This window comes from Pseudomonas sp. yb_5, assembly GCF_043103865.1.
Lineage (GTDB): Bacteria > Pseudomonadota > Gammaproteobacteria > Pseudomonadales > Pseudomonadaceae > Aquipseudomonas > Aquipseudomonas putida_Y.
Map to the genome: position 1 here is coordinate 11,019 of NZ_JBICKE010000076.1, position 23,935 is coordinate 34,953.

Annotated in this window: 25 protein-coding genes and 1 other RNA gene; 7 read left to right on the plus strand and 19 right to left on the minus strand. The window is 61.3% G+C overall.

From position 1 onward, the window contains the following. From mraY to rsmI, 9 genes are all read right to left on the minus strand, one after another. Positions 1 to 1,083, minus strand: coding sequence for a phospho-N-acetylmuramoyl-pentapeptide-transferase (gene mraY, locus ACF8GF_RS12040; protein ID WP_016498046.1), 1,083 nt, complete (start codon positions 1,081 to 1,083; stop codon positions 1 to 3). Then, a complete protein-coding gene (gene murF, locus ACF8GF_RS12045) occupies positions 1,083 to 2,450 on the minus strand; it encodes a UDP-N-acetylmuramoyl-tripeptide--D-alanyl-D-alanine ligase (protein WP_392487965.1) in 1,368 nt (455 codons plus the stop codon). The genes mraY and murF overlap by 1 nt, the downstream gene beginning before the upstream one ends. After that, entirely contained in the window at positions 2,443 to 3,933 is a 1,491-nt protein-coding gene (locus ACF8GF_RS12050) for a UDP-N-acetylmuramoyl-L-alanyl-D-glutamate--2,6-diaminopimelate ligase (protein ID WP_339444278.1), read from the minus strand. The genes murF and ACF8GF_RS12050 overlap by 8 nt, the downstream gene beginning before the upstream one ends. Further along, positions 3,930 to 5,669 (minus strand): penicillin-binding protein 2, encoded by a 1,740-nt coding sequence (locus ACF8GF_RS12055; RefSeq protein WP_176682789.1) that lies wholly within the window; start codon positions 5,667 to 5,669, stop codon positions 3,930 to 3,932. The genes ACF8GF_RS12050 and ACF8GF_RS12055 overlap by 4 nt, the downstream gene beginning before the upstream one ends. Beyond that, complete coding sequence (gene ftsL, locus ACF8GF_RS12060; protein WP_176682610.1) at positions 5,669 to 5,962, minus strand: cell division protein FtsL; 294 nt, start codon at positions 5,960 to 5,962, stop codon at positions 5,669 to 5,671. Before ftsL ends, ACF8GF_RS12055 begins: the two co-directional genes overlap by 1 nt. Beyond that, entirely contained in the window at positions 5,959 to 6,906 is a 948-nt protein-coding gene (rsmH, locus tag ACF8GF_RS12065) for a 16S rRNA (cytosine(1402)-N(4))-methyltransferase RsmH (protein WP_003251843.1), read from the minus strand. The genes ftsL and rsmH overlap by 4 nt, the downstream gene beginning before the upstream one ends. Then, positions 6,903 to 7,358: a division/cell wall cluster transcriptional repressor MraZ gene (mraZ, locus tag ACF8GF_RS12070; protein ID WP_021784148.1), complete on the minus strand. Its 456-nt coding sequence runs from the start codon at positions 7,356 to 7,358 to the stop codon at positions 6,903 to 6,905. The genes rsmH and mraZ overlap by 4 nt, the downstream gene beginning before the upstream one ends. 308 nt (positions 7,359 to 7,666) lie before the next feature. Then, positions 7,667 to 8,043: RNase P RNA component class A (rnpB, locus tag ACF8GF_RS12075), an RNA gene on the minus strand. A gap of 67 nt (positions 8,044 to 8,110) precedes the next feature. Then, positions 8,111 to 8,986 (minus strand): 16S rRNA (cytidine(1402)-2'-O)-methyltransferase, encoded by an 876-nt coding sequence (gene rsmI / locus ACF8GF_RS12080; protein WP_176682609.1) that lies wholly within the window; start codon positions 8,984 to 8,986, stop codon positions 8,111 to 8,113. 186 nt (positions 8,987 to 9,172) lie between these two features. Here rsmI and ACF8GF_RS12085 point away from each other — a divergent pair, with 186 nt between their 5' ends. The 4 genes from ACF8GF_RS12085 to ACF8GF_RS12100 all read left to right on the plus strand — a co-directional run bounded on the left by ACF8GF_RS12085 (position 9,173) and on the right by ACF8GF_RS12100 (position 12,616). After that, positions 9,173 to 10,990, plus strand: a complete 1,818-nt coding sequence (locus ACF8GF_RS12085) for a penicillin-binding protein activator (protein WP_176682608.1) — start codon at positions 9,173 to 9,175, stop codon at positions 10,988 to 10,990. Continuing rightward, positions 10,990 to 11,361, plus strand: coding sequence for a YraN family protein (locus tag ACF8GF_RS12090; RefSeq protein ID WP_392461360.1), 372 nt, complete (start codon positions 10,990 to 10,992; stop codon positions 11,359 to 11,361). Before ACF8GF_RS12085 ends, ACF8GF_RS12090 begins: the two co-directional genes overlap by 1 nt. Before the next feature lie 86 nt (positions 11,362 to 11,447). Continuing rightward, complete coding sequence (locus tag ACF8GF_RS12095) at positions 11,448 to 12,041, plus strand: phosphoheptose isomerase (protein WP_012053657.1); 594 nt, start codon at positions 11,448 to 11,450, stop codon at positions 12,039 to 12,041. After that, the gene (locus ACF8GF_RS12100; RefSeq protein WP_392487966.1) at positions 12,038 to 12,616 is read left to right on the plus strand and encodes a BON domain-containing protein; all 579 of its coding nucleotides are present in this window, start codon (positions 12,038 to 12,040) and stop codon (positions 12,614 to 12,616) included. Before ACF8GF_RS12095 ends, ACF8GF_RS12100 begins: the two co-directional genes overlap by 4 nt. Before the next feature lie 89 nt (positions 12,617 to 12,705). Here the strand turns inward: ACF8GF_RS12100 and ACF8GF_RS12105 are convergent, their stop codons facing one another. From ACF8GF_RS12105 to rplM, 7 genes are all read right to left on the minus strand, one after another. Then, a complete protein-coding gene (locus ACF8GF_RS12105; protein WP_176682605.1) occupies positions 12,706 to 13,137 on the minus strand; it encodes a ClpXP protease specificity-enhancing factor in 432 nt (143 codons plus the stop codon). A gap of 10 nt (positions 13,138 to 13,147) precedes the next feature. Continuing rightward, on the minus strand, positions 13,148 to 13,771 hold the full coding sequence (locus ACF8GF_RS12110; RefSeq protein ID WP_392487967.1) for a glutathione S-transferase N-terminal domain-containing protein: 624 nt from the start codon (positions 13,769 to 13,771) through the stop codon (positions 13,148 to 13,150). A gap of 116 nt (positions 13,772 to 13,887) precedes the next feature. Next, positions 13,888 to 14,667 (minus strand): cytochrome c1, encoded by a 780-nt coding sequence (locus ACF8GF_RS12115; protein ID WP_392487968.1) that lies wholly within the window; start codon positions 14,665 to 14,667, stop codon positions 13,888 to 13,890. Next, on the minus strand, positions 14,667 to 15,878 hold the full coding sequence (locus tag ACF8GF_RS12120) for a cytochrome bc complex cytochrome b subunit (protein WP_176682602.1): 1,212 nt from the start codon (positions 15,876 to 15,878) through the stop codon (positions 14,667 to 14,669). The genes ACF8GF_RS12115 and ACF8GF_RS12120 overlap by 1 nt, the downstream gene beginning before the upstream one ends. Beyond that, positions 15,878 to 16,471: a ubiquinol-cytochrome c reductase iron-sulfur subunit gene (gene petA, locus ACF8GF_RS12125; protein WP_003251823.1), complete on the minus strand. Its 594-nt coding sequence runs from the start codon at positions 16,469 to 16,471 to the stop codon at positions 15,878 to 15,880. Before petA ends, ACF8GF_RS12120 begins: the two co-directional genes overlap by 1 nt. A 262-nt stretch (positions 16,472 to 16,733) precedes the next feature. Then, positions 16,734 to 17,126 (minus strand): 30S ribosomal protein S9, encoded by a 393-nt coding sequence (gene rpsI / locus ACF8GF_RS12130; RefSeq protein WP_003251821.1) that lies wholly within the window; start codon positions 17,124 to 17,126, stop codon positions 16,734 to 16,736. A 14-nt stretch (positions 17,127 to 17,140) separates the two neighbouring features. Continuing rightward, positions 17,141 to 17,569, minus strand: a complete 429-nt coding sequence (gene rplM, locus ACF8GF_RS12135; protein ID WP_003251819.1) for a 50S ribosomal protein L13 — start codon at positions 17,567 to 17,569, stop codon at positions 17,141 to 17,143. A 258-nt stretch (positions 17,570 to 17,827) separates the two neighbouring features. Here rplM and ACF8GF_RS12140 point away from each other — a divergent pair, with 258 nt between their 5' ends. Beyond that, the gene (locus ACF8GF_RS12140; protein ID WP_392487969.1) at positions 17,828 to 18,868 is read left to right on the plus strand and encodes an NADP(H)-dependent aldo-keto reductase; all 1,041 of its coding nucleotides are present in this window, start codon (positions 17,828 to 17,830) and stop codon (positions 18,866 to 18,868) included. Between the two features lie 190 nt (positions 18,869 to 19,058). After that, a complete protein-coding gene (locus ACF8GF_RS12145) occupies positions 19,059 to 19,979 on the plus strand; it encodes a GlxA family transcriptional regulator (RefSeq protein WP_172402841.1) in 921 nt (306 codons plus the stop codon). Positions 19,980 to 20,082: 103 nt separating this feature from the next. On the opposite strand, the gene zapE is transcribed toward ACF8GF_RS12145, so the two are convergent. The 3 genes from zapE to ACF8GF_RS12160 form a co-directional block, all read right to left on the minus strand. Continuing rightward, positions 20,083 to 21,177: a cell division protein ZapE gene (zapE, locus tag ACF8GF_RS12150; protein ID WP_014592295.1), complete on the minus strand. Its 1,095-nt coding sequence runs from the start codon at positions 21,175 to 21,177 to the stop codon at positions 20,083 to 20,085. A gap of 165 nt (positions 21,178 to 21,342) precedes the next feature. Continuing rightward, positions 21,343 to 22,692: a tryptophan--tRNA ligase gene (locus tag ACF8GF_RS12155; protein WP_392487970.1), complete on the minus strand. Its 1,350-nt coding sequence runs from the start codon at positions 22,690 to 22,692 to the stop codon at positions 21,343 to 21,345. Between the two features lie 25 nt (positions 22,693 to 22,717). Beyond that, positions 22,718 to 23,353 carry an alpha/beta hydrolase gene (locus tag ACF8GF_RS12160; RefSeq protein WP_176682598.1) on the minus strand — a complete coding sequence of 212 codons (636 nt, stop codon included), beginning with the start codon at positions 23,351 to 23,353 and terminating at the stop codon, positions 22,718 to 22,720. A 135-nt stretch (positions 23,354 to 23,488) separates the two neighbouring features. Here ACF8GF_RS12160 and ACF8GF_RS12165 point away from each other — a divergent pair, with 135 nt between their 5' ends. Further along, entirely contained in the window at positions 23,489 to 23,926 is a 438-nt protein-coding gene (locus ACF8GF_RS12165; RefSeq protein WP_010952432.1) for a YhcB family protein, read from the plus strand. Positions 23,927 to 23,935: the final 9 nt, after the last annotated feature.

Below are 23,935 nucleotides of genomic sequence, written 5' to 3' on the forward strand. Positions count from 1 at the left end.
CTACCTCAATTTCAGGGTTGCAAGGCCAATCAGTACCAGGATCACGGTGATGATCCAGAATCGGACGATCACCCGAGGCTCTGGCCAGCCCTTGAGTTCAAAGTGGTGGTGAATCGGCGCCATGCGGAACACGCGCTTGCCGGTCAGCTTGAAGGAGGCGACCTGGATGACCACCGACAGGGTTTCCACCACGAAGATGCCGCCCATGATGAACAGCACGATTTCCTGACGCACGATGACGGCGATGGTGCCCAGCGCGGCGCCCAGCGCCAGCGCGCCGACGTCACCCATGAACACTTGCGCCGGGTAGGTGTTGAACCACAGGAAGCCCAGGCCGGCACCGATCAGCGCGCCGCAGAACACGATCAGCTCGCCCGAGCCCGGCACGTAGGGGATCAGCAGGTACTCGGCGAACTTCACGTTACCCGACAGGTAGCAGAAGATGCCCAGCGCGCCGCCGACCATCACCGTCGGCATGATTGCCAGGCCGTCGAGGCCATCAGTGAGGTTGACCGCGTTGCTCGAACCGACAATGACGAAGTAGGTCAGTACGACGAAGCCGACGCCCAGCGGAATGGTGACATCCTTGATGAACGGCAGGATCAGCGTGGTCTCGACGCTGGTTGGCGCCGTCTTGTACAGGAACACCGCCGCCGCCAGGCCGAACACCGACTGCCAGAAGTACTTCCAGCGGCTCGGAAGGCCACGGGAGTTCTTTTCGATCACCTTGCGGTAGTCATCGACCCAGCCAATGGCACCGAACGCCAGGGTGACGATCAGCACAACCCACACATAGCGGTTGCTCAGGTCGGCCCACAGCAAGGTGCTGATGGCAATGGCCGACAGGATCAGCGCACCACCCATGGTCGGGGTACCGGACTTGGACAGGTGCGATTGCGGGCCGTCGTTACGCACGGCCTGGCCGATCTGGCGAATTTGCAGGGTACGGATCATCCAGGGGCCCAGCCACAGCGCCAGGGACAACGCGGTCAGTACACCAAGAATCCCGCGCAGGGACAGGTACTGAAAGACCGCGAAGCCTTTATGGAACTGTTGCAGATACTCGGCCAACAGCAGCAGCATTAATGTTTCTCCCCGCTGGCACCGCACAATGCCGCCACGACGTTTTCCATCGCAGCGCTGCGCGAGCCCTTGATCAAGATAGTGGTGTCACTGGCTTTCTCGGCGCTAACCGCATCGATCAGCTCAGCTTGAGTAGCGAAATGGCGGCCATTGGCGCCGAACGCCTTGACCGCATGTGTCATGTTGGAACCCACTGCGTACAGGGCGTCGACCTTGCCACGCGCGTAGTCACCCACCTGACGGTGGCCTTCTTCCGCCCATTGCCCCAATTCGCCGATATCCCCAAGCACCAGAACGGTGCGTCCGGAAAAGCCGGCGAGTATATCAATGGCTGCGCACATAGAGGTGGGATTTGCGTTGTAACTGTCGTCGATTACCCGTACCCCGTTCGGCGCGATCTGCGCCACGGTACGCCCCTTGACCGGTTGCACGGCCGCCAGGCCTGCGGCAATGCCGCTCAGGCTCAGACCAACGGCATGTGCAGCGGCGGCGGCGGCCAGGGCGTTGCTGACGTTGTGTTCACCCAGCACATTGAGTTGTACGGCTACCGTTTCACGGGCGCCATGCAGGGTGAACGACGGGCAGCCGCGGGCATCGCGACCAATGTCTGAAGCGTGGAAATCGGCCTTAGGGTTGCTGCGTGCAAAACTGACGACCTTGTGCGCACCGGCACGCGCCTTCCAGATGTCAAAAGCTTTGTCGTCCAGGTTGAGGATGGCAATACCGCCCTCGCCCAGGCCTTCGAGAATCTCGCCCTTGGCTTCGACGATCTTGTCCGGGCCGCCGAATTCGCCAACGTGGGCAGTACCGGCGTTGTTGATGATGACCACCTGCGGTTGTGTCAGGCCCACGGTGTAGCGGATTTCGCCAATGCGCGAGGCGCCCAGCTCGATCACTGCTGCGCTGTGCTCCGGGGCGATTTCCAGCAGTGTCAGCGGTGCGCCGAGGTCATTGTTCAAGTTGCCGCGGGTGGCGTGCACCAGGCCACCGGTACGCAGGATGCTGGCGAGCATCTCCTTGACTGTGGTCTTGCCGCTGGAACCGGTAATGGCTACTACAGGCTTGTCGAAAGCCGCGCGGTTCAGGGCGCCGAGCTGACCCAGTGCTGCCCGGCAATCCTTGACCAGCAACTGCGGCAGGTCGACACCGGCCACTTCATGCTCGACCAGGGCGGCTACTGCGCCTTTGGCTTTTACATCAGCCAGGTAGTCATGGCCATCGAAACGCGGGCCGGCCAGGGCGACGAACAGTTGCCCGGCGCTGACACTGCGGCTATCGATGCTGACACCGGTGAACGTGGCGTCGGCACCAATTTGTTGACCATTCAGTGCTGTGGTCAGCTGGCTGAGTGACAGCGGCTTAAGCATGTGGAGCCTCCCAGGCTGCAAGTGCCTTTTCGGCTTCGGTCAAATCTGAGAAATCATGGCGCTCGCCATTGATTTCCTGGTAATCCTCGTGCCCCTTGCCGGCCAGCACGATCACGTCGTTGGCAGCGGCAGTGGCGATCAGGTGCGCAATGGCTTCGCCACGGCCGGCGACGAACTCGACGTCGTCAGGCCTGGCGAAACCGGGGCGGATATCATCGAAGATGCGCAACGGATCTTCAGTACGTGGGTTGTCGTCGGTGACCAGTACGCGGTCGGCCAGGCGCTCGGCCACTTCGGCCATCAGCGGGCGCTTGCCGCGATCACGGTCACCGCCGCAGCCGAACAGGCACAACAACTTGCCATGAGCGTGCGGGCGCAGGGCCTCGAGTACTTTTTCAAGCGCATCCGGCGTGTGTGCGTAGTCGACTACCACCAGCGGCTTGTCGCCGCCACCCAGGCGCTGCATGCGGCCTACCGGCCCCTGCAATTGCGGGGTAACCTTGAGGATCTCGTCCAGCGCATAGTCCAGCGCCAGCAGGGTCGCCACCGCGGCAAGCATGTTGCTCAGGTTGAAGCGGCCCAGCAACTGGCTGCGCAAGATGCGCTCACCTTGGGCAGTGACGATCGTAGCGCGCACGCCATCGTCACTGAACACGGCTTCGCGGCAGAACAGCGAGGCCTCAGGGCTTTCCAGGCTATAGCTCAACAGCCGGGTTTCGATATGGTCGACACTCGGGCGGCGAGCAAAGTCGTCGGCCAGGCGACGACCAAAGCCGTCATCCAGGTTGACCACCTGGCAACGCAGGCTCGGCCAGGCGAACAGCTTGGCCTTGGCGGCCTCGTAGGCCTCCATGCTGCCGTGATAGTCGAGGTGGTCGCGGGACAGGTTGGTCATCACCGCAATGTCAAATTCCAGTGCGGCAACCCGGCCTTGCTCCAGGGCATGGGAAGACACTTCCATGGCCACGGCCTTGGCGCCGCCTTTCTTGAGGTCATTGAGGGTCGACTGCACGGCAATCGGGTCGGGCGTGGTCAGGCGGCCGCTCTGCAACTCGCCGTAGAAACCGGTACCCAGGGTGCCAATCAGGCCGCAGCGCTGGCCAAGCAGGTCGAGCGCCTGGGCTACCAGTTGGGTAACGCTTGTCTTGCCGTTGGTGCCGGTCACACCGACCAGATTCAACTGGCGGCTCGGTTCACCATAGAAGCGCCCGGCAATATCTGAAAGCTGAGCGATCAGGCCTTTGACCGGAATCAGGGGCGCATCGGTCAGCGGCAGCACGTTGGCGCCCTGTTCTTCATAGGCCACGGCGGCAGCGCCGCGGGCCAGGGCATCGGCGATATGCTCGCGACCATCGACCTTGGCACCCGGCACGGCCAGGAACAAGTCCCCCGGGCGCACACTGCGGCTGTCCAGGGTCAGCTCACGGATCAACGGATCACGGCTGGCGTGGGCGAAAAGTTTGCTTAATGGCATTGTCATCATCCACGCCCTCCCTTGGCTGCTGCTGCATTGACTTGCGATGGCACGACTGGTGCCGGTGGCGGCAGGTTGTCTGGCGGCACGTTCATCAGGCGCAGGGTGCCGGACATGACGTTGCTGAATACAGGCGCCGAAACCAGGCCACCGAAGTACCCCCCCTTTCTCGGCTCATCGATGACCACGACGATGGCGTAGCGCGGGTCGCTCATTGGCCCGAAGCCGGCGAACAGCGAGCGGTAGGCGTTTTCGGTGTACCCCTTGGCACCCACGGTGGCCTTGCGCGCGGTGCCGGACTTGCCGGCCACGTGATAGAACGGCACCCGGGCCCGGAACACGCCGCGCGGCGCTTCGATCACCTGCTGCAACATGCCCTGAACAGTTTCGGCGACTTCCTTCGGAATGGCCTGCACGGCTTCCGGCGTCTTGTCGACCTTGATGATCGACAGCGGCACCATCTTGCCGTCGTTGGCCAGCGCCGCGTAGGCATGCACCAGCTGCAGGGCGGTCACCGACACACCGTAGCCATAGGACAGGGTTGCGGTCTCGGCCTTGCGCCACTCGCGGTGGTTGGGCAGGTTGCCGACACGCTCGCCCGGGAAGCCAAGGCCGGTGTACTGACCCAGGCCGACCTGGGACATGACCCGGTAGATGGCTTCGCCGCCAATGTCGAAGGCGATCTTGCTCATGCCAACGTTACTGGAGTTGATCAGGATGCCGGTCAAATCAAGAATCGGGCCCTCGCTGCGCGACACATCCCTGATGGTGTAGCGACCGATCTGCAGGCTGCCAGGGTACACCTCGACCTTGTCGCTCGGTTTCCAGCGGCCGCTCTGCAGCGCTGCACTCATGGTGATCGGCTTGACCGTGGAACCCGGCTCGAACACGTCGATGATCGCCCGGTTACGCATGGCCGCCGGGAACATGCTACGGCGGTTGTTGGGGTTGTAGGTCGGCTGGTTGACCATGGCCAGGACCTCACCGGTCTTGACGTCCATGATCACCAGGCTGCCGGCCTTGGCGTCCTGCTCGGCAATGGCGTTGCGCAGCTCACGGGTAGCCAGGTACTGCAGGCGCAGGTCTATCGACAACGCCAAGGTCTTCCCGGCCTTGGCGTTCTTGGTAACCTGAATGTCCTTGATCAGCCGGCCGCGCCGGTCCTTGATCACCTGGCGTTTGCCGGGCACACCGGCCAGCCACTCGTCATAGGCCAGCTCCACCCCTTCGCGACCGTGGTCATCAAGGTCGGTAAAGCCGACCATGTGCGCAGCCACATCACCGGCCGGATAGAAACGGCGGAATTCTTCCAGGCCGTACACACCAGGTACTTTGAGGTCGAGCACATGCTGGCCCTGTTCGGGGGTCAGCCCTCGGACCAGGTAGATGAACTCCTTGTTGGCCTGCTGGGTCAGGCGCTCGGCAAGCCGCTGCGGGTTTTGCCCCAGCGCTGCGGCCAATTGCGGCCAGCGCTCCCTGGAGGCCTGCATCTCTTTGGGGTTGGCCCACAGGGTGGTGACCGGAGTACTCACGGCCAACGGCTCACCGTTGCGGTCGGTAATCAAGCCCCGGTGCGCCGGGATGGGGATATGACGCAGGCTGCGTGCATCGCCCTGTTCCTTGAGGAAGTCACGGTCAACCACCTGCAGGTCGATGATGCGCCAGCAAATGGCACCGACCATGATCGCCAGCAAACCGATCACCACGCGGAAGCGCCACGGGTAGAGTGCGCCTTCGAGTTTCATCATGGCGCCACCATCCGGACTTCGTCAGCTGACGGCACGCGCATGTTCAACTGTTCGGAGGCCAGGGTCTCGATGCGGCTGGCAGCGGTCCAGGTACTCTGCTCAAGAATCAACCGGCCCCATTCGGCCTGAGCCTTGTCGCGCTCGTTCAATTCACCGTACAGGGTGTTGAGCAATTGACGGTTCCAGTGCGCACTGTAGGACACGGCAATGGCCGAAACCAGTACGCCGATGAACAGCAGAAGCATCAGGAAGCTTCCGCCTGGCAAAGGTTTGGCAAGCAGCCTGCTCACCGCAGCTTCTCCGCCACGCGCATCACGGCACTACGCGACCGCGGGTTGGCCTTGAGCTCGGCCTCGGAGGCGAACTGAGCCTTGCCGATGAGCTTGATCTTCGGCTCGAAGACCTTGTGCTGAACCGGCAGGTTACGCGGCAGGTTGTCGGCCTCCCCCTTCACCAGCTTGCGCATGAACAGCTTGACGATGCGATCTTCCAGCGAATGGAAACTGATGACCGCCAGGCGACCACCGACTTCGAGCGCATCGAGTGCAGCCTCAAGGCCAGCCTCCAGGTCACCCAGCTCGTTGTTGACGTGAATGCGCAGCCCCTGGAAGGCACGGGTAGCCGGGTTCTTGCCCTTTTCCCAGGCCGGATTGGCCACTTTGAGCACCTCCGCCAGGTCGGCGGTACGGGTAAAGGGCTGTTTTTCGCGGCGTTCGACCACTGCACGCGCCATGCGCCCGGCAAAGCGTTCCTCACCGTACTCCTTGAAGACGCGGGCGATTTCTTCCACGGGCGCAGTGGCGATGAACTCGGCGGCACTGATGCCTTGGTCCGGGTTCATGCGCATGTCCAGCGGGCCATCATTGAGGAAACTGAAGCCACGCTCTGGATCATCCAGCTGCGGCGAGGACACGCCCAGGTCCAGCAACACGCCACTGACCTTGCCGTGCAGGCCGCGCGCTGCCACTTCCGCGCCCAACTCGGCAAAACTGCGCTGCACAATGACAAAGCGGCCGTCTTCGGCCGCCAGCGCTTGCCCCGTGGCAATCGCCTGTGGATCTTTGTCGAAGCCCAAGAGCCGTCCTTGCGGCCCGAGCTTGCTGAGAATCAGACGGCTGTGTCCGCCACGGCCGAAAGTGCCGTCCAGATAGCAACCGTCGGCGCGCAGGGCCAATGCCTCGACAGCTTCATCGAGCAGGACGGTAATGTGGTTGAAGCCGCTATCTATGGTCACAGGATCAGGTCACGCAATTCGTCGGGCATGGCGCCCGGTTGTTGGATAGCTGCAAGGTCGGCTGCCGAAACCACGTTCCAGGCATCTTCATCCCACAGCTGGAATTTGTTCAGTTGCCCCACCAGCATCGCCTTCTTGTCGAGCTTGGCGTACTCACGCAGGCGGGGCGGCACCAGGAAACGCCCACTGCCATCGAGCTCCAGGTCAACCGCATTACCGATCAGCAAACGCTGCAGGCGGCGGTTTTCCTCACGCAACGACGGCAAGGCACGCAACTTGGCTTCTATCTGTTCCCACTCGTCGAGGGGATAAACACACAAGCAAGGGTCTACGGCGTCAATGGTCACGATCAGTTGGCCATTGCAACGTGAGTCGAGCTCGTCACGGTACCGGCTCGGCATGGCGAGACGGCCCTTGGCATCGAGGCTGACGGCGTTGGCTCCGCGGAACACGGCTGTGATTCCCCACAATGTTAGCTTTTTTGTGTCAGAAAACCCACTTCATCCCACTTTCTGCCACTTGCGCACACTATAGGAATCCGCCCGCAGCACCGTCAAGGCACGTTCATAAGGAAAAGCCTTACAGGACCGCGATTTAGCGCGACAACGGAATGTGGAAGGACTGCCAGAGAGAAAAAAACACGAGAAAAATCAAACCCACGCAAGCGAATGGAGTTCGAAGTTAAAGTAATTTATTAAGAGTAAGATTTTTTCGGTATTACCAGAGAGGATCTGCTATCGATTCAAGCAGGAAGAGAAAGGTGGAGAGTCGATCTGTAAGCCGGGTTTTGTCGAGGACAGTCATTCCTCTACGACGGCCATCACTGGACGCCTCTAGCAACCTACCCGGTTCCGACGCGGGCCACGCCTGATGGAACCCTATTTGGTCTTGCTCCGAGTGGGGTTTACCTAGCCACGAACTGTTGCCAGCCGTGCGGTGCGCTCTTACCGCACCTTTTCACCCTTACCGGCACCGAAGTGCTTAGGCGGTTATTTTCTGTGGCACTTTCCGTAGGCTCACGCCTCCCAGGCGTTACCTGGCACTCTGCCCTATGGAGCCCGGACTTTCCTCCCCCTGCTGCTCACACAACAAAAAAGTTGCGGAACAAAAACAGGCAGCGACTGTCCGATCGACTCTCCGCCGCCAAGGTTACCGGCACGCGCGCGCAAGAACAAGCGATACCGACATTTATATCAAACTGCCACTACTCAGCTTTCTGCTTTTCCAGGGCAAGTTGATACAACAGGTTCTTGCGCACACCGGTAATTTCCGCTGCAAGCGCCGCAGCCCGCTTGAGTGGCAACTCCGCCAATAGCAGGTCGAGCACGCGCTGAGCTTCGGCACTGATGGCCTGCTCGCCCTCCGGCGCGCTCCAACCGCCGACCAGCACCACGCACTCACCGCGCTGCTGGTTGCTGTCGCCAGCTACGAAAGCCCGCAGCTCAGCCAGCGGCAAGCCCTTGAGGGTCTCGAAGGTCTTGGTCAGTTCGCGCGCCAGCAACGCCGGACGGTCGCCACCAAATACCACCTCCATGTCTTCAAGACATTCCAGGATTCGATGCGGGGCTTCATAGAAGATCAACGTGCGCGGCTCTTCCTTCACCTGCTCCAGCCGCGCTCGACGCCCTGTCTGCTTGGCCGGCAGGAAGCCTTCGAAGATGAAACGGTCCGACGGCAGGCCTGCCGCCGATAGTGCGGCGATCAAGGCACAGGCGCCCGGCACCGGCACCACGCTCACCCCCGCGGCACGCGCCTGACGCACCAGGTGATAGCCCGGGTCGGAAATCAGAGGCGTGCCGGCATCGGAGACCAACGCCACATTTTCACCCGCCAGCAGCTTGGAGAGAAAACGCCCGCCTTCGTCGCGCTCGTTGTGCTCATGACAAGCGGCCAACGGCGTGTCGATGCCAAAGTGTTGCAGCAGGCGGATCGAATGACGGGTGTCTTCGGCGGCGATCAGGGCCACGTCCGCCAGCACCTTCAGCGCCCGGGCGCTCATGTCGTCGAGGTTGCCGATGGGGGTTGCCACCACATACAGCGTCCCCACCGTGGATTTCGAAGCCCCTGCCACATCAGTCACTGCGCACACCTGTCATTCGGATCAAAGGCGCCATTGTAGCCCGAGCGCCTGCAACAGGGCGTAAAGAACTTCGCCGGCGATCAGGAACAAGCCACCTATAGTGAAGGATCGACACAGCAACATCGCGCCCCGGCCAGTGCTTGGGTACAATTGCCGGCCAACTTGATCGAGTAACAGGACCTTTACATGATCGCTTGCCTGCGGCTGCTCACAGCCCTCTGCCTCGCCGCCCTGCTGGCAGCCTGCGCCAGCTCGCCCTCATCCAGCCTGGGCGAACTGCCACGCACCCCGGACGCCAGCATCGAGCAACTGCTCGAAAAGGCCGCTTCCAGCAAGTCTGCGGAAGACGCCGCTCTGCTGCGCCTGAGCGCGGCCGATCTGGCCTACAAGCAGAAGGACTTCCCACGCGCCGCACGCATTCTCGAGCAGGTCCAGCTGGACACACTCAAGCCGGCCCAGCAAGTATTCGCCAGCACCCTCGCGGCCGAACTGGCCATGAGCCGCAACCAGCCCAAGGCGGCCCTGACCGCCCTGGCCCACCCCAGTCTGCAGCGCCTTGCCGAGCTGCCGCCAGAGCAACAGGCGCGCACCTATACCGTGCACGCCGCCGCACTTGAAGCCGATGGCCAGGCCCTGGCTGCCGCACAGCAGCGCATACTGCTGGCGCCACTGCTCAGCGGCCAGGCGGCCAGCGCCAACAATGACGCCACCTGGGCCCTGGTCGCCTCGCTGCCTGCAGAGCAACTGCAGCAGCCAACCAACGATCAGACACTGGCCGGCTGGACCAGCCTGGCGTTCGCCGTGAAAAGCGCCGGCACCCTGGAGCAGCAGCAAGCAGCCATCGAGGCCTGGGTCAAACAGCACCCGGACCACCCTGCCGCCCAGCAACTGCCGGTGGCACTGATCAAGCTCAAGGAACTGGCCAGCCAGCCGCTGACCAGGATCGCCCTGCTGCTGCCTCAGGAAGGCCCACTGGCCGGTGTTGCCCGCGCACTGCGTGACGGCTTCATGGCCGCTCACTTCCAGGCCCAGCAAACCGGCCAGCCAGCGCCTGCGGTGCAGGTGTTCGACAGCTCGCGTATCGGCTCGCTGGACGACTTCTATCGCCAGGCCCAAGCCGCCGGCGTGCAGCTGGTCATCGGCCCGCTGGAAAAACCATTGGTCAAACAACTGGCCGCCAAACCACAACTGCCGATCACCACCCTGGCCCTGAACTACGCTGACGCCGGCCAGAAGGCGCCGCCACAGTTGTTCCAGTTCGGCCTGGCTGCCGAAGACGAAGCCCGTGAAGTCTCCCGCCGCGCCCGCGCCGATGGCATGGTCCGCGCCGTAGCCCTGGTACCGAGCGGCGAATGGGGTGACCGTGTCCTGGCCGCCTTCCGCCAGGACTGGGAAGGCAATGGCGGAACCCTGCTCGCCGCCGAACGCATCGCCCAGCCGGTCGCCCTGGCCCAGCAGATTGCCGACCTGTTCCAGCTACGCCAGAGCGAAGGCCGCGCCAAGAGCCTGCAAAGCACGGTAGGCGGCCGCATCGCTGCACAACCGTCGCGCCGTCAGGACATCGACTTCATCTTCCTCGCCTCGACCCCACAACAGGCGCAGCAGATCAAGCCGACCCTGAACTTCCAGTACGCCGGTGACGTGCCGGTCTATGCCACTTCGAACCTGTACAGCGCCAGCGGCGACGTCAACCAGTACAATGACATGAACGGCATCCGCTTCTGCGAAACACCGTGGCTGCTCGACACCAGCAACAGCCTGCGTCAACAGGTTGTACAGCAGTGGCCGCAAGCCGCTGGCAGCCTCGGCCGCCTGTATGCCATGGGCGTCGATGCCTACAGCCTGGCACCGCGCCTGGGCCAACTGAAAGCGCTACCGGACAACCGCATCCTGGGCCTTTCGGGCAGCCTGAGCATCAATGCCAACCAGCGCGTCGAGCGCCAGCTGCCATGGGCCGAGTTTACCGGCGGCCAGGTCAAGCGCCTGCCTGACACCGTGCGTTGATGGCCTCAGCATCGCCAACCAGCGCCGGGCAAGCGGCAGAAACCCTTGCCCTTGAGTACCTTCAAGGGCAAGGGCTGCAGTTGCTGGCACGCAACTGGCGATGCAAAGGCGGTGAGCTTGATCTGGTCATGCTCGACGCCGATACAGTAGTATTCGTCGAAGTCCGCTACCGCTTGCACGCGGCCTTCGGAGGCGCCCTCGACAGTATCGACGGGCGCAAGCAGAAACGGTTGGTGCTTGCTGCCAGCCTGTTCCTGCAGAAGGAGGCTCACTGGGGCAACCACCCCTGCCGCTTCGACGTAGTCGCCCTGCAGGGCAGCCACCACGCAGGCAGACCGCTTCAATGGCTGAAAAACGCCTTCGAATGCTGAACCCACTTTGTTTTTTTCGCTCTATGTATCGCGGGCTGGTCGTTGTTGCGCGTAGCAAAGGCCACCGCCCCACTTAAGGTCACCAGATGGACATGCAATCCCGAATTCGCCGGCTGTTCGAGGCCAGCATCGAAACCAAGCAACAGGCAATGGACATCCTGGCACCGCACATCGAGCAGGCCAGCCTGGTCATGGTCAATGCGTTGCTCAACGAGGGCAAGATGCTCGCCTGCGGCAACGGCGGCTCGGCCGGCGATGCCCAGCACTTTTCATCGGAGCTGCTCAACCGCTTCGAGCGCGAGCGCCCCAGCTTGCCGGCCATCGCGCTGACCACCGACAGCTCGACCCTGACCTCGATCGCCAACGACTACAGCTACAACGAAGTCTTTTCCAAGCAGATCCGCGCCCTGGGCCAGCCCGGTGACGTTCTGCTGGCGATCTCCACCAGCGGCAATTCGGCCAACGTGATCCAGGCGATCCAGGCCGCACATGACCGCGAAATGATTGTCGTAGCATTGACTGGTCGCGACGGCGGCGGCATGGCTTCGCTGCTGCTACCCGAGGACGTGGAAATCCGCGTGCCTTCGACAGTTACCGCGCGCATCCAGGAAGTCCACCTGCTGGCGATCCACTGCCTGTGCGATCTGATCGACAGCCAACTGTTCGGGAGTGAAGAATGACCCCTATGCGCCTCGGCCTGATAGCCCTGACCCTGTGCCTGAGCGTCACTGGTTGCAGCTCGGTACTCACCTCCACCCGCAATTCGCCGATCGAGGACGATCGCGGCACGCGCACCATTGGTAGCAAGATCGACGACTCGCTGATCGAAACCAAGGCCGCCGTGAACATTTCCAAGGCCAGCCCAGACCTGGACAAAGGCTCGCACATCGTTGTCAGCAGCTACAACGGCATCGTCCTGCTGGCCGGCCAGACCCCGCGCGCCGACCTCAAGAGCCTTGCAGAGCAGACCGCCAGCCAGGTACAGCGCGTCAAGAGAGTGCACAACGAGCTGCAAGTGATGCAGCCTTCCTCCATTCTGGCGCGCAACAACGACGCCTGGCTGACCACCAAGATCAAGGCTCAGATGCTGACCGACAGTGCCGTACCCAGCTCGCGCATCAAGGTGATTACCGAAAACGGCATCGTCTACCTGCTTGGCCTGGTCACCCGTCAAGAAGCCAACTCGGCCACTGCCGTGGTGCAGGGCGTGTCGGGCGTGCAGAAGATCGTCAAGCTGTTCGAGTACATCGATTGAATCAGTGATTGTCTGCGCGGGCCTCTTCGCGGGTAGTCCCGCTCCATCGCAGACACAAAAAAGGCGACCCATCCGGATCGCCTTTTTTGTTACTTGACCACTTTCAGGCTTGGCCGGCCAGTCGGACGCGGCGGCTGCCCTCCATCGTCTGGCGGGCCATCGCCATCCGGCTGTACATCATCGTCTTCCAGCTCGTCGCCATCCATCAAAGGCGGCTCCAGCTCGAAAACCATACCCTGGCCATTTTCGCGGGCGTAGATACCCAGGATGGCACCAACCGGCACGAACAGCGAGTGAGCCACGCCACTGAAGCGCCCCTCAAAGCTGACTGCGTCATTGTCCATGTGCAGGCTGCGCACGGCACTTGGCGATATATTCAAGACGATCTGGCCATCACTGGCGAAACCATCCGGCACCTGAACTTTCGGGAATTCGGCATTGACCAGCATATGGGGCGTGCAATCGTTGTCGACGATCCACTCGTACAGTGCTCGAACCAGATAGGGGCGACTGGAGTTCATCAACGGCTCCTTAAAGCTTGCGCATTTCACGTTCTACGGAGGACAGGCTCGCCTGGAAAGGCTCGCGGGCGAACTGGCGCTCCATGTAATCCAGCAGCGGCTTGGCTTGCCGCGGCAACTCGATACCCAACACCGGCAAACGCCAGAGTATGGGCAATAGACAGCAATCGACCAGGCTTTGCTCATCACTCATGAAGCAGACGAACTCGCTGAACAACGGCGAGACACCGGTCAGGCTTTCGCGCAAGGCCTTGCGCGCCTCGGTTCGGGCAGCTTCACTGCTACGCGGGTCAAGTACGGTATCGGCCAAGGCACACCAGTCGCGCTGGATGCGATGCATCAGCAGACGGCTGTTGCCACGCGCAACCGGGTACACCGGCATCAGCGGCGGGTGCGGGTAACGCTCCTCGAGGTATTCCATTACCACGGTCGATTCATACAACGCCAGGTCACGGTCGACCAAGGTCGGCACGCTGCCATATGGGTTGACCTCGGCCAGCTTCGGCGGCAGGCGGGCGGGATCGACATCGATAAACTGCACGCTGACGCCCTTCTCGGCCAGAACCAGGCGCACCCGATGAGAATAATGATCAGCGGGATCGGAATAGCAGGCTAACCTGTTGGTTGCGCCCATGTAGCGGCTCCTCGCACGGATGCTTGTGCAACTTTAAATGAAAACGCGCCCGGGGTGACCTGGCAATACTGCTAGGCCACCCCGGGCGCGTTCAACAACCAGAAACTACTGCGTGATCAGTGCACGTCCTTCCAGTATTCACGCTTGAGCAAGTAGGCGAATACGAAGAAGAAAGCCAGGTACAGCAACACATAGGTGCCGATGCGCTGGCTCTCCAGCTTGACTGGGTTGGCCGAATAGGCCAGGAAGGTCACAAGGTTCTTGACCTTCTCGTCGAACTGCTCGGTCGTCAGGGTACCGGAATTCGGCGTAATGGTCAGCTGATCACAAGCTTCATGGGTCAACGGGCTGCCGGTCAACGGGTCGAATTGCTTCTTGCCATCGACCACAGTCTGCACCTGCTTGCAACCTACCACCTGGTTGCCTTGCAGACCTACCAGCACGTTAGGCATGCCGACGTTCGGGAATACCTTGTTGTTAACCCCGTAAGGGCGCGATGGATCCTCATAGAAGCTGCGCAGGTAAGTGTAAAGCCAGTCGGTACCGCGTACGCGGGCCACCAGGGTCAGGTCGGGCGGCGCGGCACCGAACCAGGTCTTGGCGTCGCCGGGCTTCATGCCGATCTGCATGTGGTCACCAATCTTGGCACCGGTGAACACCAGCTTCTCGAGCATCAGCTCATGCGGAATCCCCAGGTCATCAGCCACCCGCTCGTAACGCTGGAACTTGGCACTGTGGCAACCCATGCAATAGTTGGCGAAGGTACGCGCACCGTCCTGCATGGCGGCTTTGTCAGTCAGGTCGATATCGACCTTGTCCAGCTCCAGGCCAGTTTCGGCAGCGAAGGAAAAGGCAGGCATCACTGCCAGCAAAAATACTGCAATCAACTTTTTCATCAGCCAGTCACCCTTTCCGGAACCGGTTTGGTCTTCTCGAGCCTTGTGTAGAACGGCATCAGCAGGAAGTAGGCGAAGTACAGCACCGTGCACACCTGCGACAACAAGGTACGCCCAGGTGTCGGTGCCAGTACGCCCAGCACGCCGAGGATGACGAAGGACACGCAGAACACCAGCAGGAAGGCCTTGCTGATCCAGCCCTTGTAACGCATGGAGCGCACCGGGCTGCGGTCGAGCCAGGGCAACACGAACAGCACGGCGATGGCCGCCCCCATGGCAATGACGCCCATCAGTTTGTCAGGCACCGCACGCAGGATTGCGTAGAACGGCGTGAAGTACCACACCGGCGCGATGTGCTCTGGGGTCTTGAAGGCGTTGGCCTGCTCGAAGTTAGGTTTCTCCAGGAAATAACCGCCCATTTCAGGGAAGAAGAACACCACGGCGCAGAACACGAACAGGAACACCACCACGCCAACAATGTCTTTGACGGTGTAGTACGGGTGGAACGGAATACCATCCAGCGGAATACCGTTTTCGTCCTTTTTCTTTTTGATGTCGACGCCATCAGGGTTGTTCGAACCCACTTCGTGCAGGGCGAGGATGTGCAATACCACCAGGCCAAGAATCACGATTGGCAGGGCAACCACATGCAGGGCGAAGAAGCGGTTCAGGGTGATGCCCGAGATCAGGTAGTCACCGCGGATCCACTGGGTGAGGTCATCACCGATCACCGGGATGGCACCGAACAGCGAGATGATCACCTGGGCCCCCCAGTACGACATCTGCCCCCATGGCAGCAGGTAGCCCATGAACGCTTCAGCCATCAGCGCCAGATAGATCAGCATGCCGAACAACCAGACCAGTTCGCGTGGCTTCTGATAGGAGCCGTAGAGCAGGCCGCGGAACATGTGCAGGTAGACCACGATGAAGAACGCTGACGCCCCCGTGGAGTGCAGGTAGCGCAGGATCCAGCCGTATTCCACGTCACGCATGATGTACTCGACCGAGGCGAACGCCTCTTCCGCCGAAGGCGTGAAGCTCATGGTCAGCCAAACGCCGGTCACGATCTGGTTGACCAGCACCAGCAATGCAAGCGAGCCAAAGAAGTACAGGAAGTTGAAGTTCTTGGGTGCGTAATACTTGCTCAGGTGGTCTTCCCACATCTTGGTGGCGGGGAAGCGAGCATCAATCCAGTCCATGAACTTGCTCATCATGCGTTCTCCTGGTCGACGCCAATGACGATGATCTCGTCCGACTCATAAGAGTGTGGTGGCACGGGCAGGTTGAGAGGCGCCGGCTGGGACTTGTAGACACGGCCAGCCAGGTCATAGTGGGAGCCGTGGCACGGGCAGAAGTAGCCACCAACCCATTTCGGCCCAAGGTCAGCGGGTGCCACTTCCGGTCGGAAGGTGGGCGAGCAGCCCAGGTGCGTGCACAGACCAACGAGAATGAGAATTTCCGGTTTGATCGAGCGAACCTCAGGGTCGACGTACGCTGGCTGTACCGAGGCCTTGGACTCGGGGTCGGACAGGTCACCCGTGATTTTTTTCAGATTGCCAAGGATTTCCTCCGTTCGCCGCACGATGAATACGGGCTGGCCACGCCACTCGGCCACCATCTGCTGCCCGGCCTCGACCTTGGCGATGTTGACCTTCACCGGTGCACCCGCGGCTTTCGCCTTGGCACTGGGAAACCATGACCCCACGAACGGTACCGCAGCCCCCACTGCCCCCGCCGCCCCGACCACGGATGTCGCGGCTACGAGGAAGCGGCGCCGGCCTGCGTTGACGCCGTCATTGCTCATTCAGTCCTCTCCCATCAGCTTGCTTGGCCAGTTGGACCTGGCCTGTACTTAGGTTGTGTCAATGGCACTAAAAATTGGCCGCCATGGTAAGAAACAAATCCACACACTGACAAGGTGATTACCCCGGCAAGGGCGACAACCCACGCTTTGCTTGATCTGCGTCTATGCGACAAGCGGCCACTGACTGCTGACAGGTTAGTTCAAGCCCAAAAAAAAAGCCCGGTTCCAAGGAACCGGGCTTTTTTCGACTGCCGAAGCGGTATTAACGCTTGGAGTACTGAGGACGCTTACGCGCTTTACGCAGACCCACTTTCTTACGCTCAACTTCACGAGCGTCGCGGGTGACGTAGCCAGCACGACGCAGAGCGCCACGCAGGGTTTCGTCGTATTCCATCAGAGCGCGGGTGATACCGTGACGGATCGCACCGGCTTGACCGCTGACACCACCACCGGAAACGGTGACGTAGATGTCGAATTTCTCAACGGATTCAGTCAGCTCGAGCGGCTGGCGAACAACCATGCGAGCGGTTTCGCGACCGAAGAACACGTCCAGAGAACGGTTGTTGATGGAGATGTTACCAGTACCCGGACGCAGGAATACGCGAGCGGTTGCGGTCTTGCGACGGCCAGTGCCGTAATTTTGAGTCGCCGACATAATGAACTATCCCGTTAGATCTTCAGTTCTTGAGGCTGCTGAGCAGTGTGTGGGTGAGCAGCACCCGCGTACACTTTCAGCTTACGGTACATGTCGCGACCCAGCGGGTTCTTAGGCAGCATGCCCTTGACCGCAGTTTCGATAACACGCTCAGGGGCCTTGGCGATCAACTTCTCGAAGTTGATTTCCTTGATACCGCCTGGGAAACCGGAGTGGGAGTAGTACATTTTGTCGGAAGACTTGGCACCAGTCACACGAACCTGCTCGGCGTTGATAACGACGATGTAGTCGCCGGTGTCAACGTGAGGGGTGTATTCTGGTTTGTGTTTGCCACGCAGACGGGTAGCGATTTCGGTAGCCAGACGACCCAGGGTCTGGCCAGCGGCGTCGACTACGAACCACTCGCGCTTTACTGTTTCCGGTTTAGCAGTAAAAGTTTTCATTCTCTAAAGCCTCAGAGGCCGCCCAGCGAAAAATAGACGGCGAATCTTACTGGATAGTGCACAGCTTGCCAAGGGCAAGCGCGCAGCCGAACACAGACGCTTTTGGGGGCTCGGGTCGGGCACGCCAATGTTCGACGGGGTTCTTCCTGCGTGATGGTGCATCACTTCCGCCACGCGGAGAGGGGCTGAATTATCCAGATTGCGCGAAAAATTTCAACCTGCTTTGATGAGCATCCATTGCCAAGGAGTGACTAACCGATGGAATACCGCCAGCTCGGCCGTACCGATCTCAACGTCAGCGCCCTGTGCCTGGGCACCATGACCTGGGGCGAGCAGAACATCCAGGCCGAGGCCTTCGCACAAATTGCCCGGGCCAAAGCCGCCGGGGTCAACTTCATCGACACCGCCGAGATGTACCCGGTCCCTCCCCGCCCGGAGACCTACGCGGCCACCGAGCGCATCATCGGCAACTGGTTCCGCGAACATGGCGACCGCGACGCGTGGATCCTGGCCAGCAAGGTTGCAGGCCCGGGCAACGGCATCAGCCATATCCGCGACGGGCAGCTCAAGCACAACCGTCAGCACATCGTCGCGGCGCTGGACGAGAGCCTGAAGCGCCTGCAGACCGACCGAATCGACCTGTACCAGTTGCACTGGCCAGAGCGCAGCACCAACTTTTTCGGCAAGCTGGGCTACCAGCACCTGCCGCAGGATCACTTCACCCCACTGGAAGAAACCCTCCAGGTGCTCGACGAGCAGGTACGTGCGGGCAAGATCCGCCACATCGGCCTGTCCAACGAAACACCGTGGGGCACCATGAAATTCCTGCAATTGGCCGAGAACCATGGCTGGCCGCGGGCGGTATCGATCCAGAACCCGTACAACCTGCTCAACCGCAGCTTCGAGGTGGGCCTGGCAGAAGTGGCCATACGCGAACAGTGTGGCCTGCTGGCCTATTCGCCGCTGGCCTTCGGCATGCTCTCGGGCAAGTACGAGAACGGCGCACGGCCGGACAATGCACGCCTGACCCTGTTCAGCCGCTTTGCCCGTTACTCCAACCCTCAGACCGTGGCGGCCTGCAGCCGCTACGTGCAGCTGGCCCGCGAGCACGGCCTGGACCCGGCGCAAATGGCCTTGGCGTTCGTCACCCGACAGCCGTTCGTGACCAGCAACATCATTGGCGCCACCAGCCTGCAGCAGCTGGACAGCAACCTGGCCAGCCTTGAACTGAACCTGAGCGCCGATCTGCTGACAGCGATCGAAGCCATTCATCAGGAGCAACCCAACCCGGCGCCTTGATCCAAACACTGCGCACCGCCTCGCGCCGCTGCTCCATGGGGTAGACACAATCGCCAAAAAATAAGACGATCCAGCCGGTGATTGACCACTCTACCCTATAAGAACAATGACAATGATGTTTACCCAACCCTCAGCGTCGCTGCGGCGCGTCAGCATCCTGGCCATTGACAAGGTGTTTGCTTCGACCTTGATGCAGGCCAAGGACTTCTTCCACCTCGCCAGCCTGCGCTACAGCAAGCAGCTGGGCCTGGGCTTGCAGCCCATGTTCGAAATCCGCCTGGTGAGCCCCGACAGCCAGCCCGTGGACAGCTTCAGCAATGTGCAGTTACCGGTTGACGGCGGCCTGGACGACGCTGATGTGATCATCCTTCCGGCCTACTGGGATGATTTCGACAACCTGCTGCAACGTTATCCACAGGTGCTGCCGTGGCTCCGTGAACAGCACGCGCGTGGCGCGGTGCTGTGCGCCGAGGCCAGTGGTGTGTTCTGGCTGGCCGAATCCGGTCTGCTCGATGGCAAGGAGGCGACCACCTACTGGCGCTTCTTCAACAGCTTTGCCGAACGCTTCCCGCAGATCCGCCTGAACCAGGACAAGCACCTGACCGATGCCGACAATATCTATTGCGCCGGCGGTGCAACTTCAGCCTGCGACCTTTACATCTACCTGATCGAACGCTTTTGCGGCGCCAACGTGGCCCGTGCGGTGTCCCGCGATATCCTTTACGAAGTGCAGCGCAACTACACCCCGGGGCGCATGGGCTTTGGCGGGCAGAAGCTGCACCAGGACCTGATCATCCTGCAGATCCAGCACTGGCTGGAGGAGCACTTCGCCGACAAGTTCCGCTTCGAGGATGTGGCTCGCAACCACGGCATGAGCATCCGCAACTTCATGCGCCGCTTCCAGGGCGCAACAGGTGACAAGCCGCTGCACTACCTGCAACGGCTACGCATCGAGACAGCCAAGGGGTTGTTGTCGAGCACGCGCAAGAGCATCAAGACCATCAGTTACGAGGTGGGGTATGACGATGCCAGTTTCTTTGCGCGACTGTTCCGCCAGCACACCGAGTTGTCGCCGAACCAGTATCGGCAGCAGTTCATGCAGGAGGCCTGAGAGGCTTCCAGAGCAGCAGGCTTCGCGCTTGAAGCGACAAGGAAAAACCAGAGCGGATCGCGCATTGCCCTGAATTTTCCTTGCCGTCTGAAGCTTGCTGCTGTTAAGGCTTGTGCGCGCGCGCCAGGAATTCGTGCGACTGCATCTCCAGCAACCGGCTCAGGGTACGCTGGAACTCGAAGCTCAGACGCCCACCGGTATACAGGTCCTTCAACTCCACCTCGGCCGAGATGATGAGCTTGACGTTGCGATCGTAAAACTCGTCCACCATGTTGATGAAGCGGCGGGCGATGTCGTCGGTGGTGACGCCCATCTGCTCCACGTTGCTCAGCAATACGGCGTGGAAAATCTTGCCCAACTCAATATAGTCGTTCTGGCTACGCGGCCCGTCGCACAGGGCGCGGAAGTCGAACCAGGCGACGTCGTCGCAAGTACGCAGGGCATTGATCGGGCGGTTCTCGATCATCAGCACGTCGTTTTCTATCGCCTGGGTGCACTCGGGGGTGAGCGCCTTGAAGCTGGCGCGCATGCTCTGGTGCGCCGCGTCATCGAGCGGGAAGTGGAACAGTTCAGCCTGCTCCAGATGACGCAAGCGGTAGTCGACCCCGCTATCGACGTTAACCACGTCGGTGTACTGCTTGATCATGGCGATGGCCGGCAGGAAGCGCGCACGCTGCAGGCCGTCCTTGTACAGGCCGTCCGGCACGATGTTGGAGGTCGCCACCAGCGACACGCCATTCTTGAACAGCTCTTCCATCAAGGTGCCGAGGATCATGGCGTCGGTAATGTCCGACACGAAGAATTCGTCGAAGCAGATCACCTTGGCTTCTTCGCTGAAGCGCTTGGCAATGATGGTCAGCGGGTTCTTCTCGCCCTTGAGGGTTTTCATTTCCTCGTGCACACGCTTCATGAAGCGGTGGAAGTGCGTACGCATCTTCTGCTTGAACGGCAGCGCTTCGTAGAAAGTATCAACCAGGTAGGTCTTGCCTCGCCCTACCCCACCCCAGAAGTACAGGCCCTTGACCGGGGTCTGCTCCTTCTTGCCGAACAGCTTGCCGAACACGCCCGGCTTGTTGTTCTGCGCGTGCACCAGGTCGTCGTACAGGCGCTGGAGGTGACGCACCGCAGTTTCCTGCGCCGCGTCATGGAAGAAGTCGGGACGTTTCAGATCTGCTTGATAGCGTTCTAAGGGAGTCATGATTCGTTAGCGAGGCAACAAAAAACGGGCCGTCACTGTAGCGACAGGCCCGCTTAATGGCAATCAGTCTGTGGGAGCGGGCGTGCCCGCGAACACCGGCAAAGCCGGTGCCATGCACCGCGGCGCCTGTTTCGCGGGCACGCCCGCTCCCACCGTTTGCCAACCTCAGTCCTGCTGTGGTGCCAAGGCTTCGTTCAGGCTCTGAATGGCCGCATCACGGGCTTCAGCGTTGTCGAACTGCGGCCCTTCGGCGACCTGCTCGCCATTGAGCCACAGGCCGAAGCTCAGGCCTTCGACGCGGACATCGGCCTCGCCACCCTGCTGCAACTGCTTGCTCACGGCGCCGGCACTCTTGCCGTCGGCGAAGCTGCGCGACAGCAGCAGTTGCTCACCGTCGGCGGCCAGCAGGCGGAAACGGAAGCTGCCGTCTTCGTCACGGAAGCTGACGAAGCGTGCGCTCTTGGCAGCCTTCTTCTTCACCTCGGTGCTGGCCTGCACGCTGCTGCGGAACGAACGCAAGCCAACGGCCTCGCGCAACTGCTCGAGGAACGGCGTGGCGATCTTGCGGGCCTTGGCGGCGCCGGCCAGCAGGATGTCTTCCAGGTCCGCCGGACGGGCGATCAGCTGGTGATAGTACTCGCGCTTCTCGGCCAACTGGCCGTCCAGCAGCTGGAACAGGCGCTGCTTGGCATCGCCCCAGCCCAGGCCCTGCAGCAGCTCTTCGCGGAACCCGGCGCATTGCTCAGGCGTCGAGAAGGCCTGGTACAGGGTGAACAGGTGCGCGTTGTCCGGGTCTTTCGCCTCACCTGGCGCGCGCGAATCGGTGACGATGCGCGAGATGGCGTCTTTCATGTCCTTGGCGCTGGTGAACAACGGGATGGTGTTGTCATAGCTTTTGGACATCTTGCGCCCGTCCAGGCCCGGCAGGGTCGCCACGCTTTCCTCGATCACCGCCTCCGGCAAGGCGAAGAAGTCCTTGCCCTGACCGAACAGGTGGTTGAAGCGCTGGCCGATATCGCGGGCCATTTCCACGTGCTGGATCTGGTCACGGCCGACTGGCACCTTGTTGGCGTTGAACATCAGGATATCGGCGGCCATCAGCACCGGGTAGCTGAACAGACCCATGGTCACGCCGGCGTCCGGGTCTTCGCCGCTCTCGACGTTCTTGTCCACCGAGGCCTTGTAGGCATGCGCACGGTTCAGCAGGCCTTTGGCAGCAACGCAGGTAAGCAGCCAGGTCAGCTCGGGGATTTCCGGGATGTCAGACTGGCGATAGAAGGTCACCTTGTCCGGGTCCAGGCCACCGGCCAGCCAGGTGGCAGCAATTTCCAGGCGCGAACGCTGGATGCGCAGCGGGTCGTCGCACTTGATCAGGGCGTGGTAGTCGGCCAGGAAGTAGAACGAGTCGACACCGGGCTGCTGGCTGGCACGGATCGCCGGGCGGATGGCGCCGGCGTAGTTGCCCAGGTGCGGAGTGCCGGTGGTGGTGATACCGGTAAGAATGCGCGTGGTCATGGGTGTTCGCTTATTCAGGCTTGGCTCAGTTCGAAAGGCGCGGCAGCAGCAGATCCTTCAGATCGGTCAGCTTGCCATGGAAGAAGTGTCCGCATTCTGCCACTTTCAGCAGCTCATGGGGACGCGACAGGCTGTCGGACCATTCGTAAACCAGCTGCGGCGCGACGACTTCGTCGGCGTCCGGCTGCACCACGGTGATCGGGCAGCGCTGCGGCAGCGGAAATTCGGCGGTCAGGCGCATGACTGCCGGGGCGATCATGAACAGGTGCTGCAGCTCGACACCTGCGGCTTCAAGGCGCCCGGCCAGGCTGGTGGCAACGAAACCACCGAACGAAAAGCCCATCAGCACCAGCGGTAGCCCGGGGTGCCTGGCACGCAGCCATGCTGCAGCTGCCTCTGCATCGGCCACTTCACCAGCGCCCATGTCATGGCTGCCAGCACTTTGCCCGACGCCACGGTAGTTGAAACGCAAGGTCACATAACCGGCATCACGTGCGGTGCGCTGCAGGGTCGAGACAACCTTGTTGAGCATGGTGCCGCCCTGGACCGGGTTAGGATGGCAGATCAGCACCGCGCCACGGGCTTGCGCCACGTCGAGGTACAAAGCTTCAAGCTGGCCGCAAGGGCCATCGATGAACAAGGGGGTTTCGCGGACAAGCAAGGCACTACTCCGTGACCTCGGGAAGGGTCGATTCGTCTAGGTGTGAAATTCTGTTCTGATTTGCGATCGCTCGCGGTATACAGCGCAGGTCTGAGCCGTTAACGTAAAGCAAAGCCGTTTATAGAGGAAGGACTCGTGGAACTCTCGCTCCTTGTTTGGTTGTTGCCAACCCTGGCCCTGGTCATCGGTGTGGCAGTCGGTTTCATTGTTGCCCGCCTGCTGCCCAATGCGGCGCCGAGCAACACCCAGCGTCAACTGGATGACATCCAGAAGCGCTTCGACAGCTACCAGAACGAAGTGGTCACCCACTTCAACAGCACCGCCATGCTGGTCAAGAAACTGACCCAGAGCTACCAGGACGTACAGGATCACCTGGCTGAAGGCGCCAACAGTCTGGCCCTCGATGACGTCACTCGCCAACGCCTGCTGGCTGCGCTGCACTCCGATGCACCGCAAGGCCCGCGTGACCGCCTGACCCCACCTAAAGACACCGCCGAAGTGCCGCGCGACTATGCGCCGAAAGCGCCCAACTCGCCAGGCATGCTGGATGAGAGCTACGGGCTCAAGCGTTGATCTGCTGAA

Excerpts from the sequence above, each read along its gene's own strand:
- mraY (WP_016498046.1), bottom strand. The coding sequence starts at position 1,083 with ATGCTGCTGCTGTTGGCCGAGTATCTGCAACAGTTCCATAAAGGCTTC.
- murF (WP_392487965.1), bottom strand. The coding sequence starts at position 2,450 with ATGCTTAAGCCGCTGTCACTCAGCCAGCTGACCACAGCACTGAATGGT.
- ACF8GF_RS12050 (WP_339444278.1), bottom strand. The coding sequence starts at position 3,933 with ATGATGACAATGCCATTAAGCAAACTTTTCGCCCACGCCAGCCGTGAT.
- ACF8GF_RS12055 (WP_176682789.1), bottom strand. The coding sequence starts at position 5,669 with ATGAAACTCGAAGGCGCACTCTACCCGTGGCGCTTCCGCGTGGTGATC.
- ACF8GF_RS12085 (WP_176682608.1), top strand. The coding sequence starts at position 9,173 with ATGATCGCTTGCCTGCGGCTGCTCACAGCCCTCTGCCTCGCCGCCCTG.
- ACF8GF_RS12090 (WP_392461360.1), top strand. The coding sequence starts at position 10,990 with ATGGCCTCAGCATCGCCAACCAGCGCCGGGCAAGCGGCAGAAACCCTT.
- ACF8GF_RS12095 (WP_012053657.1), top strand. The coding sequence starts at position 11,448 with ATGGACATGCAATCCCGAATTCGCCGGCTGTTCGAGGCCAGCATCGAA.
- ACF8GF_RS12100 (WP_392487966.1), top strand. The coding sequence starts at position 12,038 with ATGACCCCTATGCGCCTCGGCCTGATAGCCCTGACCCTGTGCCTGAGC.
- ACF8GF_RS12105 (WP_176682605.1), bottom strand. The coding sequence starts at position 13,137 with ATGAACTCCAGTCGCCCCTATCTGGTTCGAGCACTGTACGAGTGGATC.
- ACF8GF_RS12110 (WP_392487967.1), bottom strand. The coding sequence starts at position 13,771 with ATGGGCGCAACCAACAGGTTAGCCTGCTATTCCGATCCCGCTGATCAT.
- ACF8GF_RS12115 (WP_392487968.1), bottom strand. The coding sequence starts at position 14,667 with ATGAAAAAGTTGATTGCAGTATTTTTGCTGGCAGTGATGCCTGCCTTT.
- ACF8GF_RS12120 (WP_176682602.1), bottom strand. The coding sequence starts at position 15,878 with ATGAGCAAGTTCATGGACTGGATTGATGCTCGCTTCCCCGCCACCAAG.
- petA (WP_003251823.1), bottom strand. The coding sequence starts at position 16,471 with ATGAGCAATGACGGCGTCAACGCAGGCCGGCGCCGCTTCCTCGTAGCC.
- rpsI (WP_003251821.1), bottom strand. The coding sequence starts at position 17,126 with ATGTCGGCGACTCAAAATTACGGCACTGGCCGTCGCAAGACCGCAACC.
- rplM (WP_003251819.1), bottom strand. The coding sequence starts at position 17,569 with ATGAAAACTTTTACTGCTAAACCGGAAACAGTAAAGCGCGAGTGGTTC.
- ACF8GF_RS12140 (WP_392487969.1), top strand. The coding sequence starts at position 17,828 with ATGGAATACCGCCAGCTCGGCCGTACCGATCTCAACGTCAGCGCCCTG.
- ACF8GF_RS12145 (WP_172402841.1), top strand. The coding sequence starts at position 19,059 with ATGCAGGCCAAGGACTTCTTCCACCTCGCCAGCCTGCGCTACAGCAAG.
- zapE (WP_014592295.1), bottom strand. The coding sequence starts at position 21,177 with ATGACTCCCTTAGAACGCTATCAAGCAGATCTGAAACGTCCCGACTTC.
- ACF8GF_RS12155 (WP_392487970.1), bottom strand. The coding sequence starts at position 22,692 with ATGACCACGCGCATTCTTACCGGTATCACCACCACCGGCACTCCGCAC.